The organism is Pantoea sp. X-Soil-YNGN-785 (genome assembly GCF_059730585.1).
On sequence record NZ_AP035942.1, the window covers coordinates 3360195 to 3375880 of the forward strand.

The window sequence follows — 15686 nt, forward strand, 5'->3', positions numbered from 1 at the left end:
CATGAAGCCACTGCGCGCCCTGCTGCTGCTGAGTCCCACCCTGCTCTCTCCGGCCTTCGCCGCTAACTCGGTGATGATCTGGCCTATCGACCCCGCCATTAACCCTGAAGAGAAAGCCAGCGAACTCTGGCTGGAGAATCGCGGTAACAGTACGACCATGATGCAGATCCGGATTTTCAGCTGGCAGCAGATTAACAGTCAGGAGCAGTATCAGACCCAGCAGCAGGTGGTCGCCAGCCCGCCGATGGTACGAATGGAGCCGGGCCAGAAACAGCTGGTCAGGCTGATTAAACAGACGCCCCCGGCGGCCGGTAAAGAGCTGGCCTATCGGGTGGTGCTGGATGAGATCCCGACGCCGAACAATCCTGGCGAGAATCAGGCCGGGCTGACCTTTCAGATGCGCTATTCGGTGCCGCTGTTTGTGTATGGTACCGGGCTCTCCACCGACAGCGCCCGCCCTGCTCTGCGCTGGCAACAGATCAGCGAGGGCGGCAAGCGCTGGCTTCAGCTGACCAACAGCGGCAACGGCCACGCCCGGCTCAGCAATGTGGCGATTGGCGGTCGCAAACTGGGCGAAGGCTTATACGGCTATGTGCTGGCAGACAGCACGCATCGCTGGCCGCTCACCTCGCCAGTGGGGGGCGAACTTACCGCTGACGTGAACAAAAGCCAGTGGCGCAGCGCTGCTCAGAAGTAAGCGCTGAATGAGACCCTTTTCCCTGCATCCCTGCGCGCTGGCGGTGGCCAGCGTGATTTACACGCTTACGCCGGATCCGGTACTGGCGGAGACTTACTCATCCCTGCCCCCGCCGCCCAGCCTGCAGAGCACCGGCAGCGGTCAGCGTTATATGCTGGAGCTGGTGATTAACCAGCAGGCGAACGGCAACATTGTGGCGGTGGAGCAGCGCAACGGTCATTTCTGGCTGCGTAGCGGCGATCTACAGCGTGCCGGTCTGCCACCGGCTAAGCTGGGCCAGCAGCCAGAGGTTGATGTCAGCAGCCTGCCATCCATCAGCGTGGAGTATGACGCTGCGCGGCAGCGCCTGCTGCTGACCGTGCCGCCTGACTGGCTGCCTGGTCAGGTCATTGGTGAGGCAAAGAACGGACCGCGTTATCCAGGCCGCACCAGTAGCGGTGCGCTGATTAACTACGATCTTTACGCCAGCCGTACCGATAACAGCGGCACCCGCCTTGCCGCCGGACATGAACTGCGGATGTTTGGTGAGACCGGACATGTCTCCACTAACGGTGTCTGGCAGCAACAGCTGGAAGGCAATAAGACTTATCAGAACGATGGCTACATCCGCTACGACAGCTGGTGGAGCAATGAAGATGAGAACACGGCGGTAAGCTGGCGGGTTGGCGATCTGGTCACCGATTCGCTGGCGTGGAGCAGCAGCGTGCGGCTTGGCGGCATCCGCGTCGGCCGCGACTTCAGCGTCCGTCCCGATCTGGTGACCTATCCGCTGCCCGCTTTTTCCGGCCAGGCAGCTGTTCCCTCCACCGTTGATCTCTTTATCAACGGCTATCGTTCCAGCCAGGAAAACGTGCAGCCCGGCCCCTGGTCGATGACCAATGTGCCGTTTGTTAATGGCGCGGGTAACGCGGTGATCACCACTACCGATGCGGTGGGCCGTCGCGTCACTACCACCATGCCGTTTTACGTCTCCAGTAATCTGCTGAAATCGGGCCTGTCGGATTATGCCTTTTCCGCTGGCGCGATCCGCGAGAACTACGGCATAAAAAACTTCGATTATGGGCAGGCCGCCGCCAGCGGTTCTTACCGATACGGCATGACCGACTGGCTGACGCTGGAGAGTCACGCTGAAGGCAGCGAAAGCCTGGCGATGGGCGGGCTGGGCGGTCAGCTGCGCGTCGGCAGCTGGGGCGTGGTCAACGGCGCGGTAGCGCAGAGTCAGCTTGAGGGCGAGAGCGGCAGGCAATACAGCTGGGGTTATCAGTACAACAATAGCTGGTTCAACATCGGCACGCAGCAGACCCAGCGCAGCAGCGACTTCGGCAATCTGGCGCTGGTTGGCAGCCGAGCCGGAAGCCAGGCGGATAGCCGTTACGCGCTGTCGCGCCGGAGTGCGCAGTACAGCACCAGCGTCTCGCTGAACCAGTTTGGCAGCGTCGGTGCCGCTTTCATCGATATCACCGACGGCCAGGGCGACCGCACCCGCCTGTGGAACCTCTCATGGAGTAAAAACCTGTGGGGTAACAGCAGCCTCTATGTCTCTGCCAGCCGCGATCAGCAGGAGAAGAGCTGGACCGGTGCCCTCTCGCTGGTGATCCCGTTTGGTGAACAGGGCAGCGCGGCCATCAGCACCGAACGCGATCAGCGCGGTCGCGACAGCCAGCGTATCTACGCCTCCAGCGCCATGCCCAGCGACGGCGGGTTCGCCTGGGATGCCTCATGGGCGAATCAGAGCGGTGACAGCGGCGATTATCGTCAGGGCAGTCTGCGCTATCGCAATAACCAGATTGATACCTCCGGCGGTTTTTATGGCGATGATGACAACCTCACGCAATGGGCCGATCTCTCCGGTGCGCTGGTGTTAATGGATAACAGCGTCTTTGCCGCTAACGCCATCAACGACGCCTTTGTGCTGGTGAAAACAAGCTATCCCGACGTGAACGTGCGCTACGAAAATCAGTCGATGGGACGCACCAATCAACAGGGCTATCTGCTGGTGCCCGCCATCAGCAGCTACTATCCGGCCAAATATGATATCGACACCCTCGACCTGCCCGCCGATATGACCACGCCGCGGGTTGAGCAGCGCTTCGCGGTGAAACGTCAGAGCGGCTACCTGCTCAATTTCCCGGTGGAGAAACTGCGCGCCGCCAGTGTGATCCTGGTCGATGCGCAGGGCCAGCCGCTGCCGGTCTCAAGCCTGGTGCAGCGTCCTGACCATCCCACCGGATATGTCGGCTGGGATGGCATCGTCTGGATGGAAGATCTTACCGCCAGCAATCCGATCGAGGTAGTGACGCCAGATGGTCGCCGCTGCGAAACCGAATTGCATATCGCCAGCGGTCAGCCGCAGGCGCTGAAAACCTATGGCCCTCTGACCTGCGCGCTGCCGGCTCCTGTTGCAGGCAGCGCCGCCGCGCCTGCTGAACCTTTTACGTCCGGAAATCCACTATGATGAGATCGCTGTTACTGGCTGGCCTGTTGCTGCTACTGCCGTCACTGAGCTACGCCGCCTGTACCCTGCCCGCCTCCACGGCAAGCTTTGGTTCGGTCACCACCTTTGTGGCGAATACCACCGTCAGCTCGGTCACCACCAACGCCAACGTCAACTGTGGCTCCGGCTCGTCGCTGTCGCTGCTCGGCAATAACCAGATAACCTTTCAGCTGACCGGCGCAACCACTGTCAGCGGTACGCGCGGTATCCTCAAGCGTAGCGGTGACACCGGCAGCGATAATGTGCCGGTGCAACTCTGCACCGATAGTGCCTGCGCCACCGAACTGACCATCGGTGGCACGCCCTTTGTCTATGGCTCACAAACGCTGATTAACCTGGCGGGATTGCTGGGCAGCCTTAACTTCGCCATTCCGGTCTATCTGCGCACCGTTCCCGGTCAGGTGGTTGCCGCCGGAACCTATCAGGTGACGCTGAACATGGCGGTGACTTATCGCATCTGCACCAGCGTCGGCGTGGGCAATCTCTGCTTAAGTGAGCAGACCGGCAGCGGCGTAATCCCGATTAACATCACCGCTATCCTGACCAATGACTGCACGACGATTACCTCACCCAATATCAGCTTTGGCAGCGCGCCGCTGGTGGGCAGCTTTTCCACCGTCTCGCAAACCATCAACGTATTGTGCAGTAAAGGCAGCACCTATACCGTCGGACTGAGCAATGGCAGCTATGCGGTGAGCAGCGTCAGGAATATGGCGAGCGGGACGAATCGGCTGAGCTATGAGATTTATAAGAGTACCACCAGCAATCGCTGGGGCCCGGCAGGTACGGAACGCTGGAGCAGTACCACCTCGACGGCGGTATCCACGGATGGACTGACGCGCGGCTTTAACTACACCGCGCGCATCCTGACCACGCAGAACACGCCGCCTGCCGGTAACTACAGCGACAGCGTGGTGGTCGATTTGTCTTTTTAGAGGGAAGCGCTGGCCGGCGTCGCGCTGTGGCGCAACTGATACTGTTTCACCATCCGGCCAATCAACAGCGTTCCGATCAGCCCGCAGACGGCAGCAAAGGTCAGCCAGACGCCCGGCATCGCTTTATCACCAGTGGCGTGGATCAGATAGCTGGAGATGGCAGGTGTGAAGCCGCCAAACAGCGCCGTCGCCAGACTGTAGGCCATAGAGAAACCGGCGGCGCGCACCTCAGCAGGCATAATCTCCGCCAGATATACCACCATCGCCCCGTTGTAACTGGCATAAAGAAACGAGAGCCACAGTTCCGCTTCCAGCAGATGAGCGAAGCTGGCCGAGCCCACCAGCCAGTGCAGCACCGGCCAGGTGGTCACAATCATCAGCAGGGTAAAAATGATCAGCAGCGGACGGCGACCGACGCGGTCCGACAGCGCGCCCATCAGCGGCAGCCAGAACAGGTTTGAGACACCCACGCAGAGGGTGACCAGAAACGCCTGCTTATCGCTCATCATCAGCACGGTTTTACCAAAGGTCGGGGTAAAGGCAGTGATCATGTAGAACATCACCGTAGTGGTGACCACCATCAGCATACCCGCCAGCACCAGTGCCCAGTTGCTGGCAACTGACCGCATAATTTCCGTCATGCTCGGATGATGTTTACGTTTGCTGAACGCTTCGGTCTCTTCCAGCATCCGGCGAATGTAGAACAGGAACGGCACAATCAGGCAGCCGACCACAAACGGGATACGCCAGCCCCACTCCGTCACCGCCTCTTTCGCCAGCAGATGATTGAGCATCAGGCCCAGCAGGGCGGCAAAAATCACCGCAATCTGCTGACTGCCTGATTGCCAGCTGACGAAAAAGCCTTTGCGACCTTTCGGCGCGACTTCCGCCAGATAGACCGATACGCCACCCAGCTCAACCCCTGCCGAGAAGCCCTGCAACAGGCGTCCCAGCAGAATCAGAATCGGTGCCGCCGCGCCCAGCGTGGCGTAGCCTGGCACCAGCGCAATGGTCAGGGTACCTATCGCCATTAAGCCCAGCGTCAGTAATAAGCCTTTACGACGACCATGATGGTCGATGTAGGCACCCAGAATGATCGCCCCCAGCGGGCGCATCAGGAAGCCGGCACCAAAGGTCATCAGGGTGAGCATCAGGGAAGCAAACGGGTCATCACCGGGAAAGAAGGTTTTGGCGATGGCGGTGGCGTAATAGCCAAACACCATAAAATCGTACATCTCCAGAAAGTTACCACTGGTGACGTTAAAGATGGTTCGGGCAGCACTTTTCGGCGGCTTTTGTAAAGACGGGGTGTGACTCATAACGGCTTCCTGTTGTTTTTTAGCCGTTTTAGCCTGCCTGAGGCGAGATTAATGTGACCTGGCTCACCATTGCACTTTACAATCCTGTGTACATAAGTAACAACCAATTAACAATTCAGATCAGCCAGCATAAGTGATCCGCCAGGCGGCTGATCTGCCTGATTTTATCTGGCTGAAGAGTCGCCATAAAAAAAGGCGACCTTAACAGTCGCCTTTTCATGTTGCCGGATAACCCGCTATTTCTTCACGGTTTCCATGCCCATCAGACCGATTTTCAGGTAGCCCGCCGTGCGCAGCTTATCCATGACGCTCATCAGCGTTTCATAATCTACCGACTTGTCAGCCTGGAAGAAAATGGTGGTCTCTTTGTTGCCCTGCGTCTGGCTGGTCAGCACGTTAACCAGCGAGTCCGGGGTGACCTGATCGTTACCCACGTAAAGCTGTTTATCTGCTTTAATCGACAGATAGACCGGCTTTTCCGGACGCGGTTGCGGCGCGCTGGTGGAAGCAGGCAGATTAACGCGCACATCGACCGTAGCCAGTGGCGCGGCCACCATAAAGATGATCAGCAGCACCAGCATGACGTCGATAAACGGCGTCACGTTGATCTCATGCATTTCACCATCGGTTTCCAGATCGTCGTTTAATCGCATGGCCATAACAACTTACCCTAAGCGCAGTTTCTGGGCGGTCGCAGGACGCGGAACCTCTGTGGCGACGGTGCCCAGATCGATATCACGACTCTGCAGCAGCATCACCTGCGCGGCGACATCACCCAGCGAGGCTTTGTAGTTGGCAATCATGCGGGCAAAAACGTTATAGATGACGACGGCCGGGATCGCAGCAACCAGACCAATCGCGGTCGCCAGCAGCGCTTCGGCAATACCCGGTGCCACCACCGCAAGGTTGGTGGTCTGGGTTTTCGCGATGCCGATAAAGCTGTTCATGATGCCCCAGACGGTGCCGAACAGGCCGATAAACGGAGCGACAGACCCGATGGTCGCCAGGAAACCGTTGCCACGACCCGCATGGCGGCTGAAGGCGGCTACACGGCGCTCGAGGCGGAAACTGGTGCGATCTTTAATGCCGTTGGTATCTTCCACGCCAGCCGACAGTTCAAGTTCATTCTGCGCATCGTTCAACAGCACCACAGAGTGGCTGTGCCCGGTAAAGGCTTTGGCAATGCGGGCGGCGTCATTCAGATTGCGGGCTTCGCCCAGTGCCAGTTGCTCACGCTTCAGGCGACGCTTAGCCGCGCTGAGTTCGGCATATTTGCCGAAGAAGATCGCCCAGGTCACCACTGAGGCCAATAACAGGCCAATCATGACCACCTTTACCACGATATCGGCATGTTGATACATGCCCCAAACGGAGAGGTCCGTTTGCATCAAATCACTGGCTACCACGCTGCTTCTCCAACTTCTGATTCAGGGATGCGAAACAAGCGCAAATAATAGCAAAATGGCGGCGAATTGATAGTCGTTCTCATTACTATTTACAAAGCTGATCCGCCCTATTGACCTGATGTTGAGCAGGTTCAGGCACGGTTTATGAGGATGTTTCTAAAATGTGAAGCCGCATGAAAATTTATTAAAACAACGTTTCAAAATGTGATGGAATTCATTCAATCAGCATTGCTGCATTTTACTCAGACACGTTTTCACTATGCTGGCTCCTTACGGCCCTCTGCGGTTAGCCCTGACCGCAGGCCGTCTTACCTCTGCGGGAGACAATATAATGAGAATGATGAAAACATGCGTGGCCAGTGCCCTGGCAGCGATGATAGCGAGTGCCACCGCCACGGCACAGGTGATTAAAGTGGCTGAAGTGCAGCCTGCCGGTTATCCCACCGTGGTCGCTCTGCAACACATGGGCGACAAACTGAAACAGGCCACCGATGGACGGCTGGAGATGAAGCTCTACGCCGGTGGCGTGCTGGGTGATGAAGATCAGACGCTGCAACAGGTGCAGCTGGGGGCTATCGATATGATCCGCGTCTCGCTGGCCCCGGTCACCTCGATTGCCCCGGAAACCAGCGTGCTGACCCTGCCCTACATTTTCCGCGACGTTGACCACATGCACAACGTGCTGGATGGCGATATAGGCCGCGAGATTGCCGACAAATTCGATAACGATCCCAACGCCCGCATGGTGTTCCTGGGCTGGACCGATGCCGGTGAGCGCAACATGATCACCAAGAAGCCACTGGTGAAGCCGGACGATCTCAGGGGCATGAAAATCCGGGTGCAGAACAGCGCCATCTCGCTGGCAACCCTGAAAGCGATGGGCGCCAATCCGGTGGCGATGGGCGTCAGTGAAGTGTTCAGTGCGATGCAGACCGGCGTGGTTGATGGCACCGAAAACAACCCACCAACCTTTGTCGCCCATAACTATATGCCGGTCGCGAAGTATTACACCCTCAGCGGCCACTTTATCCAGCCAGAGATGATCCTGTTTTCAAAACGCGCCTGGGATCGCCTGAAGCCTGAGGATCAGGCGCTGCTGAAAAAGCTTGGCAAAGAGGCACAGGATGAGGAGCGCCAGCTCTGGGCGACCTATACCGAAGCGTCGATCGCCAAAATGAAGGCGGGCGGCGTCACCTTCCAGCAGACCGACCGCGACTATTTCGTCAAAGCGACTCAGCCAGTACGCGATCAGTTTGGCGGCAAATATCAGGATCTGATGACCCGGATCGCTGAGGTGAAATAACCCTTCCCGCGCCGCGCTGCCGTGTGGCGTATTTAATCAGGTATCAATTATGTCTGCTTATGCACGTCTGATGGATGGGCTTTATCTGCTCTGCATGCTGGTGGCCGCCGTGGCGCTGTTGATCATGGTGACGGTAATCCCGATGGGGATCTTCGCCCGTTACGTGATGAACGGCGCGCTCTCCTGGCCGGAGCCGGTTGCCATTATCTGCATGATTATTTTTACCTTTATTGGCGCACCGGTGGGTCTGCGCGCCGGAACCCATATCTGCGTGTCGATGGTCACTGACCGCCTGTCGCCTGCCCGGCAGCGCCTGATGCTGCGCGTCAGCGATCTGCTGATGATCGTCACCTGTCTGGTGATCTTCCAGGCCAGTTACAGCCTGTGCGAAGCGATGTGGGTGCAGACCCTCGCCTCACTCCCGGCAGTGACTTACGGCGAGATGTATCTGCCGATCCCGATTGGTGCAATTTTCACCCTGCTGTTTGTTATTGAGCGTCTGCTGAGCGGCGATCAGAGCCAGCGGCCGATTGTCACGCTGGGCGGCACCCACTAACGCGGAGCAGAAAAATGGATGCATTGATCTTGATAGGCAGTTTGCTGGTGTTGCTGATGGTGGGTTTTCCGGTCGCTTTTGCGGTGGGACTGAGCGCCTTTATTGGAGCCTGGTGGATCGATCTGCCGCTGGAAGCGGTGGTGATTCAGGTGACCAACGGAATTAACAAATTTTCGCTGCTGACCATTCCGTTCTTTATCCTCGCTGGCGCGATTATGGCAGAGGGCGGCATTGCCCGTCGCCTGGTCAACTTCGCCTATATCTTTGTCGGTTTTATTCGCGGCGGGCTGTCGCTGGTTAATATCGTCGCTTCAACCTTTTTTGGCGCTATCTCCGGATCGTCGGTAGCCGATACCGCCTCGATTGGTTCGGTGATGATTCCGCAGATGGAGGAGAAAGGCTATCCGCGTGACTTTGCGGCGGCCGTAACCGCCAGCGGCTCCGTTCAGGCGGTGCTGACGCCCCCCAGCCACAACTCGGTGATTTACTCGCTGGCGACCGGCGGCATGGTGACTATCTCCTCGCTGTTTGTCGCCGGGATTTTTCCTGGCCTGCTGCTGGGGGCCTGCCTGATGGTGATGTGTCTGGGCTTTGCCCGTAAACGCGGCTACCCCAAAGGCGAGCGTATTCCGTTTCGTCAGGCGCTGAAGATTTTCTTCGACGCGTTCTGGGGGCTGTTTACCGTCGTGATCATCATGGGGGGGATCCTCTCCGGCATCTTTACCGCCTCGGAGTCCGCTGCGATTGCCTGTATCTGGGCGTTCTTCGTCACCATGTTTATCTATCGCGACTTTAAATGGAGTCAGCTGCATATCCTGCTGTTCCGCACCATTAAAACCGTCACCATCGTGATGGTGCTGATCGCTTTCGCGGCCGGGTTTGGCGCGGTAATGACCTTTATGCAGCTGCCAACCATTATTACCGAAGCGTTCACCAGCCTCTCCGATAACAAATATGTGATCCTGATGTGTATCAACATCCTGCTGCTGGTGGTGGGCACGCTGATGGATATGGCGCCGCTGATTCTGATCCTGACGCCGGTGCTGCTGCCGGTAGCCACCGCGCTGGGGGTCGATCCGGTTCACTTTGGCATGATCATGCTGACGAACCTGGGCATCGGGCTGATTACGCCGCCGGTCGGCACCGTGCTGTTTGTGGCCAGCGCGGTGAGTAAGCAGAAGATTGAGCAGGTCGTCGGGGCGATGCTGCCGTTCTACGGCATGCTGTTCCTGGTGCTGATGCTGATTACCTATATTCCCGCTATTTCACTCTGGTTGCCGCGCCTGATGGGCGTGATGTAAGGCAATGAAAACCGGCTCGCTTGCGGGCCGGTTTTTTTCCTGCGACGCACTCTGATAATCACCATTGAGTCTCAACCCTGCTGGCCGTTTCGTGATAACGTGAGGGCTTAGTCTGAAGCGGTAAAGGCGACTCATGACCACCAGAAAAATTGATACCATGCTCGTCAGTGCAGGACGCAGCAAGCGTTATACCCAGGGCTCGGTGAACAGCGTCATTCAGCGCGCCTCTTCGCTGGTTTTTGATACGGTTGCAGAGAAGAAACGCGCCACCGCCGGTCGGGCAAAAGGCGAACTTTTTTATGGCCGTCGCGGCACCCTGACGCACTTTGCGCTACAGGATGCGATGACCGAGCTGGAAGGCGGTGCGGGCTGTGTGCTCTATCCCTGCGGCGCGGCTGCCGTGGCAAACGCGATTCTGGCGTTTGTCGAGGCGGGCGACCACGTACTGATGAGCGGTGCGGTCTATGAACCGACGCAGGACTTCTGTACTAAAATTCTCGCTAAGCTGCAGGTTTCCACGGGCTGGTTCGATCACTGCATCGGCAGTGAAATCGGTGAGCTGGTGCAACCCAACACCCGTGTTGTCTTCCTGGAGTCGCCCGCTTCAATCACGATGGAAGTTCAGGATATTCCGGCGATTGTGGCAGCGGTACGCGCTAAAGCGCCCGAGGCGATCATCATGATCGACAACACCTGGGCGGCCGGTATTCTGTTTGACGCGCTGGCGCACGGCATCGACATCTCGATTCAGGCTGGCACCAAATATCTGATTGGTCACAGCGATGCGATGATCGGCACGGCGGTCGCCAATGCACGCTGTATCGACCAGCTGCGTGAGAACTCTTATCTGATGGGCCAGATGGTGGATGCCGATACCGCCTACATGGCGAGCCGCGGTCTGCGTACACTGGGCACCCGTCTGCGTCAGCATGAAGAGAGCGCAATTCAGGTGGCTGAGTGGCTGGCGGCGCGCCCGGAAGTGGCACGTGTCAATCACCCGGCGCTGGCGCAAAGCAAAGGTCATGCATTCTGGCAGCGCGATTTTAACGGCAGCAGCGGCCTGTTCTCGTTCATCCTGCAGGAAAAATTAGACGCGCCCCAACTGGCGGAATATCTCGATCACTTCCATCATTTCAGCATGGCTTACTCCTGGGGCGGCTATGAATCGCTGATCCTGGCGAATCAGCCGGAAGAGCTGGCTGAGATTCGACCGGCGGGCGGTGTGGATTTCACCGGCACGCTGGTGCGGTTGCACATTGGTCTGGAGCACGTTGATGATCTGCTGGCTGACCTGGAGGCCGGTTTTGCGCGCCTGACGCGCTAAGTCAGATAAACAGAAAGTAAACAGAAGATAAACCACGTAGCGGCGGCCCGGAGAGTTTGCCGGGCACCGGCTCATTTGTTGTTAAAATTTATCCCGCATCGTTCAGCTTACCGGTGAGATTGCCGTGCTGCCTGAACGCAGACGGATTGTTCCTTGTGACGTGATGGAATCGCTAATGGGTGTTTTACACGAGATTGTCCAGGCGCTCTGGCATCAGGATTTTGCCGCGCTGGCAAATCCGGATGTGGTGTGGGTGGTGTACGGCGTGATGTTCCTGACGCTGTTTCTGGAAAATGGTCTGTTGCCCGCCTCTTTCCTGCCGGGCGACAGTCTGCTGCTGCTGGCAGGCGCGATGGTGGCTAAAGGGGTGATGGATTTTGTGCCGACGATGGTGATCCTCACGACCGCCGCCAGCCTCGGCTGCTGGCTGAGCTATCTGCAGGGCCGCTGGCTGGGGAATACCCGACTGGTGAAAAGCTGGCTGATGCATCTGCCGGCACAGTATCACCAGCGCGCCTGGAATATGTTTAACCGTCACGGGCTGATGGCGCTGCTGGTTGGCCGTTTTCTTGCCTTTATCCGCACTATCCTGCCGACCATGGCGGGCATTGCAGGCCTGCAGAATGGCCGCTTTCAGCTGTTTAACTGGCTCAGCGGCGTGCTGTGGGTCGGCATTGTGGTTGCCTTTGGCTATGGCATCAGCCAGGTGCCGTTTATCAAGCGTCATGAAGATCAGGTGATGGCGATTCTGATGATACTGCCGATGGTGCTGCTGGTGCTCGGCCTGTCCGGCAGCATTGTGGTGATCTGGAAAAAGCGTCGCCAGAAACGCGCCTGACGCGCGTCTGGCTTTCGGATCCACCGCCACTCAGGCGGACGGATCCGCTACCGTCTGCCTGACACGACTCACCTCTTCCCCCGGCGTCACACCGAAATAGCGTTTAAACTCCCGCGAAAATTGCGAAGGGCTTTCATAGCCCACCCGCACCGCCGCCGCACTCGCCTTGAGTCCATCGTGCAGCATCAGCAGCCGCGCCTGATGCAGGCGATAGCGCTTGAGATACTGTAACGGCGAGGTCTGCGTCACCGCTTTGAAGTTATGGTGAAAGGCTGAGACGCTCATATTCACTTCCGCGGCCAGCGCATCGACGCTGAGGTTTTCCGCATAGTGATTCTCAATCCGTCGCAGGGCGCGCGCGATGAGGCTGAACTGCGTCTGTCGGCTCACCAGCGAAAGCAGCGCGCCGCCAATCGGGCCGGTCAGCACATAGTAGATAATTTCCCGCACGATATGCGGCCCCAGCACGCGCGCATCGCGCGGCTGGGTCATCACATCCAGCAGTCGCTCCGCGGCGCACAGCATCGGTTCCGTCAGCCAGGCCGAGTGAATACCCGAAGTCTGCGGCTGCGGCTGAAACTGATCGTCGTCGCCAATTTCAATCAGCAGATCCTGCAGGCTGGCGGTATCAACCCTGAGACACAGCCCGGCAATCGGGATCTCCGGCGAGGCCCAGGTTTCGCACTCCACCGGCAGCGGCACGGTCAGCATCAGGTATTTGCTGGCGTCATACTGAAACACGGTGCTGCCGAGATAGCCGGTTTTGCTGCCCTGAAACAGGATGACAATGCCGGGCTGATACATCATCGGCGTACGGGGACGATATTGATTAGCATAAATCAGCGACACATTTTCGACCGGGCAAAGACGGTCGCGACCATGGGTCATTAAGGTGACTACCTGCTGTGCCAGCCGGTGACACAGTGCATCGTGCGCCATAGCGACTCCTTTACGGGCAAAAAGCCAGTGTGCCGTGCTAATGCCTTAACCGCCAGCAGCATGGAGAATCAGGCAAGAAATTTACCGAATCGGGCAGGAGAGCAGACCCGCTGTTGTTGCTGGCGCTGAGCAGGCTGAAAATTGTTGGCTAGACTTAAGCACAGTGAATTCTCACGGGTTAACCGCAACGGAAAGGAGCAACTATGGCAGACCAACCCATTATCAAACTGCGCGATGGCAATATGATGCCGCAACTCGGACTCGGTGTATGGCAGGCCAGCATCGAAGATGCGCGTCATGCGGTGCTGAAAGCGCTTGAGGTCGGCTATCGCTCAATCGATACCGCCGCCGCCTATAAGAATGAAGAGGCGATTGGCCAGGCTCTGCAGGAAACCGACGTACCGCGCGAAGAGATTTTCGTGACCACCAAACTGTGGAACGACGATCAGCAGAATGTTCAGCAGGCGATGGAAACCAGCCTGGAGAAACTCAAACTGGATCAGGTCGATCTCTATCTGATGCACTGGCCGTGCCCGGAAAAAGACCATTACGTTGATGCCTGGAAGAAGATGATCGAACTGCAGCAGCAGGGGCTGACCAAAAGCATCGGCGTCTGTAACTTCCATGAAGCGCACCTGAAGCGTCTGCTGGATGAAACCGGTGTGACGCCGGTCGTGAACCAGATTGAGCTGCACCCGATGCTACAACAGCGCACGCTGCATGCGTGGAACGCGCTGCACCAGATCCAGACCGAATCCTGGAGTCCGCTGGCCCAGGGCGGCAAAGGGGTCTTCGACCAGGAGATCATCAAGTCGCTGGCGAAGAAATATGGCAAGACCCCGGCGCAGATCGTGATCCGCTGGCATCTGGATAGCGGTCTGGTGGTGATTCCGAAGTCGGTGACGCCAGCGCGTATCGAAGAGAACTTTAAGGTGTTCGACTTCCGTCTGGATAAGCATGAAGTGAGTGATATTGCGAAACTGGACAGCGGCAATCGTCTGGGACCAGATCCGGAAACCTTTAACTAAAAACCCTCAGCCCTGCCGTTGCCGGGCTGAGAGAGTAACGCGGTCAGACGGGTTCTTCCCGCCTGACCGCGCTGTTATGCCGTGGGCTGCACCACCAGCTGACCCGCCGTACCGCGATCGGCCAGTTCCAGGGTCTGACTGTGGTAGACAAACGGGAAGTGATCTGACGAACTTTGCGGGAAGCTGACCATCAGTTCCACGCTGCCATCGACCCACACCGTATCTTTCCAGCCACGATCTTCACCCATCGGTTGTGCGCCATTCACACTTTTAATCAGGAACATCACGCCCTGAATATGCAGCGACTGCGGCCGATCGGCGTGCAGGATCCAGCGCTCAAAGGTGCCCTGCTGCGCAGTGGTGTCAATGCGGTTCATATCCCAGAGCGCGCCGTTGATGCCCGGCATGCTATCACCGATGCGGAATTCACGGGTGCGCACCGCCACGCCATCCAGAATCTGGTCGGCCAGCAGCCGCATCGGCAGATTATCCGTCACCAGCGGCAGTAAGCCGGTTGGGCGCAGCGTCAGGATCAAGGTGGAAGTCAGAATAGAAGATGGCTCAAAGAAACCTCGCAGCCGATCCATAATGCCTGCCGCCGTTCCGGCAGTAATCGACACTTCGTCACCCTGCGACATATCCACCATCACTTCACGACGTTCGCCCGGCGCCAGTGACAGACGCTGCACCGCAACCGGCGCAGGCAGATAGCCCTGATCACTGGCAATCACCATAAACGGACGATTGTCGCTGAGCACCATCTCATAGCGTCGCGCATTCGAGGCGTTCAGCAGACGCAGGCGCACCCAGCCGCGTGACACCTCAACATAAGGATTGCGTACCCCATTCACCAGCAGCGTATCACCCAGGAAACCACCATCCTGCGGCGGGTCATAGACCGGCGTGGCAAAGTTATCGAGCCGCTTGTCCTGAATGATGATGGGGAAGTCATCGACGCCGTAATGCTTCGGCAGCGGCAGCTGTTTGCCGATGTCATCTTCCACCAGCCACATGCCCGCCAGACCGTTATAGATATGCGGCGCCATGCGGTTTGGGGTATTGGCGTGATACCAGCAGGTTGAGGCTGCCTGACGAATCGGCAGCACCGGCGCCCAGTCGACACCGGCCGACATCATACGTGGCGCGCCACCCATTAACGCACCCGGCAGCTGCAAACCGCTGACGGTCATGGAGACGGACTCATTCAGCCGGTTGCTGTAGATCAGCTTAACGTCGTCACCGCTGTAAACCCGGACGGTCGGGCCAAGGTAGAGGCCATTAATGCCCCACACCGGCACTTTGTTATTGTCGCCATTAAATGACCAGTGGCTGCGCTGCATCGTCAGGAACAGCGGCTGGCCGCGACGGGATTCCAGCAACGGCGGAACCGGAAGTGGCGTATCGCCATTAGCTGAAGAAGCGGCATATGCCGCATGAGGGAGTAAACTGGCGCTAAGCGCCGCTCCGGCAGAAAGCTGGATGAACTGACGTCTGCTGAAAGACATAAAACTTCTGACCCTTTACGCGTGGCGCTAAGCGCCGGCCC

Annotated in this window: 14 protein-coding genes; 9 read left to right on the forward strand and 5 right to left on the reverse strand. The window is 58.0% G+C overall.

Annotated features, from left to right (window positions below):
* Position 1 precedes the first annotated feature (1 nt).
* From AC6I8E_RS15575 to AC6I8E_RS15585, 3 genes are read left to right on the forward strand one after another with little or no spacing between them, the layout of a single operon-like run.
* Positions 2–697 (forward strand): fimbrial biogenesis chaperone, encoded by a 696-nt coding sequence (locus AC6I8E_RS15575; protein WP_497824208.1) that lies wholly within the window; start codon positions 2–4, stop codon positions 695–697.
* Between the two features lie 7 nt (positions 698–704).
* Positions 705–3152: a fimbria/pilus outer membrane usher protein gene (locus AC6I8E_RS15580; RefSeq protein ID WP_370426752.1), complete on the forward strand. Its 2448-nt coding sequence runs from the start codon at positions 705–707 to the stop codon at positions 3150–3152.
* Positions 3149–4126: a Csu type fimbrial protein gene (locus AC6I8E_RS15585; protein ID WP_013359034.1), complete on the forward strand. Its 978-nt coding sequence runs from the start codon at positions 3149–3151 to the stop codon at positions 4124–4126. Before AC6I8E_RS15580 ends, AC6I8E_RS15585 begins: the two co-directional genes overlap by 4 nt.
* On the opposite strand, the gene AC6I8E_RS15590 is transcribed toward AC6I8E_RS15585, so the two are convergent.
* The 3 genes from AC6I8E_RS15590 to exbB form a co-directional block, all read right to left on the reverse strand.
* A complete protein-coding gene (locus AC6I8E_RS15590; protein WP_013359035.1) occupies positions 4123–5445 on the reverse strand; it encodes an MFS transporter in 1323 nt (440 codons plus the stop codon). The genes AC6I8E_RS15585 and AC6I8E_RS15590 overlap by 4 nt on opposite strands.
* Positions 5446–5681: 236 nt before the next feature.
* On the reverse strand, positions 5682–6104 hold the full coding sequence (exbD, locus tag AC6I8E_RS15595; RefSeq protein WP_013359036.1) for a TonB system transport protein ExbD: 423 nt from the start codon (positions 6102–6104) through the stop codon (positions 5682–5684).
* Positions 6105–6110: 6 nt separating this feature from the next.
* Positions 6111–6833, reverse strand: coding sequence for a tol-pal system-associated acyl-CoA thioesterase (exbB, locus tag AC6I8E_RS15600; RefSeq protein ID WP_013359037.1), 723 nt, complete (start codon positions 6831–6833; stop codon positions 6111–6113).
* A gap of 349 nt (positions 6834–7182) precedes the next feature.
* On the opposite strand from exbB, the gene AC6I8E_RS15605 reads away from it, so the two are divergent.
* From AC6I8E_RS15605 to AC6I8E_RS15625, 5 genes are all read left to right on the forward strand, one after another.
* A complete protein-coding gene (locus AC6I8E_RS15605; RefSeq protein ID WP_013359038.1) occupies positions 7183–8154 on the forward strand; it encodes a TRAP transporter substrate-binding protein in 972 nt (323 codons plus the stop codon).
* A 49-nt stretch (positions 8155–8203) separates the two neighbouring features.
* The gene (locus AC6I8E_RS15610; RefSeq protein ID WP_147789804.1) at positions 8204–8710 is read left to right on the forward strand and encodes a TRAP transporter small permease; all 507 of its coding nucleotides are present in this window, start codon (positions 8204–8206) and stop codon (positions 8708–8710) included.
* Positions 8711–8724: 14 nt separating this feature from the next.
* Positions 8725–10011 (forward strand): TRAP transporter large permease, encoded by a 1287-nt coding sequence (locus AC6I8E_RS15615; RefSeq protein ID WP_061063367.1) that lies wholly within the window; start codon positions 8725–8727, stop codon positions 10009–10011.
* A gap of 133 nt (positions 10012–10144) precedes the next feature.
* A complete protein-coding gene (metC, locus tag AC6I8E_RS15620; RefSeq protein ID WP_497824209.1) occupies positions 10145–11335 on the forward strand; it encodes a cystathionine beta-lyase in 1191 nt (396 codons plus the stop codon).
* A 175-nt stretch (positions 11336–11510) separates the two neighbouring features.
* Positions 11511–12173, forward strand: coding sequence for a DedA family protein (locus AC6I8E_RS15625; protein ID WP_033733897.1), 663 nt, complete (start codon positions 11511–11513; stop codon positions 12171–12173).
* A gap of 30 nt (positions 12174–12203) precedes the next feature.
* Here AC6I8E_RS15625 and AC6I8E_RS15630 read toward each other — a convergent pair whose 3' ends face one another.
* Positions 12204–13112, reverse strand: a complete 909-nt coding sequence (locus tag AC6I8E_RS15630; protein WP_013359043.1) for an AraC family transcriptional regulator — start codon at positions 13110–13112, stop codon at positions 12204–12206.
* A gap of 203 nt (positions 13113–13315) precedes the next feature.
* On the opposite strand from AC6I8E_RS15630, the gene dkgA reads away from it, so the two are divergent.
* Positions 13316–14140, forward strand: coding sequence for a 2,5-didehydrogluconate reductase DkgA (gene dkgA / locus AC6I8E_RS15635; RefSeq protein WP_013359044.1), 825 nt, complete (start codon positions 13316–13318; stop codon positions 14138–14140).
* A 74-nt stretch (positions 14141–14214) separates the two neighbouring features.
* On the opposite strand, the gene ftsP is transcribed toward dkgA, so the two are convergent.
* Positions 14215–15645: a cell division protein FtsP gene (gene ftsP, locus AC6I8E_RS15640; protein ID WP_497824210.1), complete on the reverse strand. Its 1431-nt coding sequence runs from the start codon at positions 15643–15645 to the stop codon at positions 14215–14217.
* Between the last annotated feature and the right edge of the window lie 41 nt (positions 15646–15686).

Excerpts from the sequence above, each read along its gene's own strand:
- AC6I8E_RS15615 (WP_061063367.1), top strand. The coding sequence starts at position 8,725 with ATGGATGCATTGATCTTGATAGGCAGTTTGCTGGTGTTGCTGATGGTG.
- AC6I8E_RS15585 (WP_013359034.1), top strand. The coding sequence starts at position 3,149 with ATGATGAGATCGCTGTTACTGGCTGGCCTGTTGCTGCTACTGCCGTCA.
- AC6I8E_RS15625 (WP_033733897.1), top strand. The coding sequence starts at position 11,511 with ATGGGTGTTTTACACGAGATTGTCCAGGCGCTCTGGCATCAGGATTTT.
- AC6I8E_RS15610 (WP_147789804.1), top strand. The coding sequence starts at position 8,204 with ATGTCTGCTTATGCACGTCTGATGGATGGGCTTTATCTGCTCTGCATG.
- AC6I8E_RS15630 (WP_013359043.1), bottom strand. The coding sequence starts at position 13,112 with ATGGCGCACGATGCACTGTGTCACCGGCTGGCACAGCAGGTAGTCACC.
- exbD (WP_013359036.1), bottom strand. The coding sequence starts at position 6,104 with ATGGCCATGCGATTAAACGACGATCTGGAAACCGATGGTGAAATGCAT.
- ftsP (WP_497824210.1), bottom strand. The coding sequence starts at position 15,645 with ATGTCTTTCAGCAGACGTCAGTTCATCCAGCTTTCTGCCGGAGCGGCG.
- AC6I8E_RS15580 (WP_370426752.1), top strand. The coding sequence starts at position 705 with ATGAGACCCTTTTCCCTGCATCCCTGCGCGCTGGCGGTGGCCAGCGTG.
- AC6I8E_RS15605 (WP_013359038.1), top strand. The coding sequence starts at position 7,183 with ATGAGAATGATGAAAACATGCGTGGCCAGTGCCCTGGCAGCGATGATA.
- AC6I8E_RS15590 (WP_013359035.1), bottom strand. The coding sequence starts at position 5,445 with ATGAGTCACACCCCGTCTTTACAAAAGCCGCCGAAAAGTGCTGCCCGA.
- AC6I8E_RS15575 (WP_497824208.1), top strand. The coding sequence starts at position 2 with ATGAAGCCACTGCGCGCCCTGCTGCTGCTGAGTCCCACCCTGCTCTCT.
- exbB (WP_013359037.1), bottom strand. The coding sequence starts at position 6,833 with ATGCAAACGGACCTCTCCGTTTGGGGCATGTATCAACATGCCGATATC.
- dkgA (WP_013359044.1), top strand. The coding sequence starts at position 13,316 with ATGGCAGACCAACCCATTATCAAACTGCGCGATGGCAATATGATGCCG.
- metC (WP_497824209.1), top strand. The coding sequence starts at position 10,145 with ATGACCACCAGAAAAATTGATACCATGCTCGTCAGTGCAGGACGCAGC.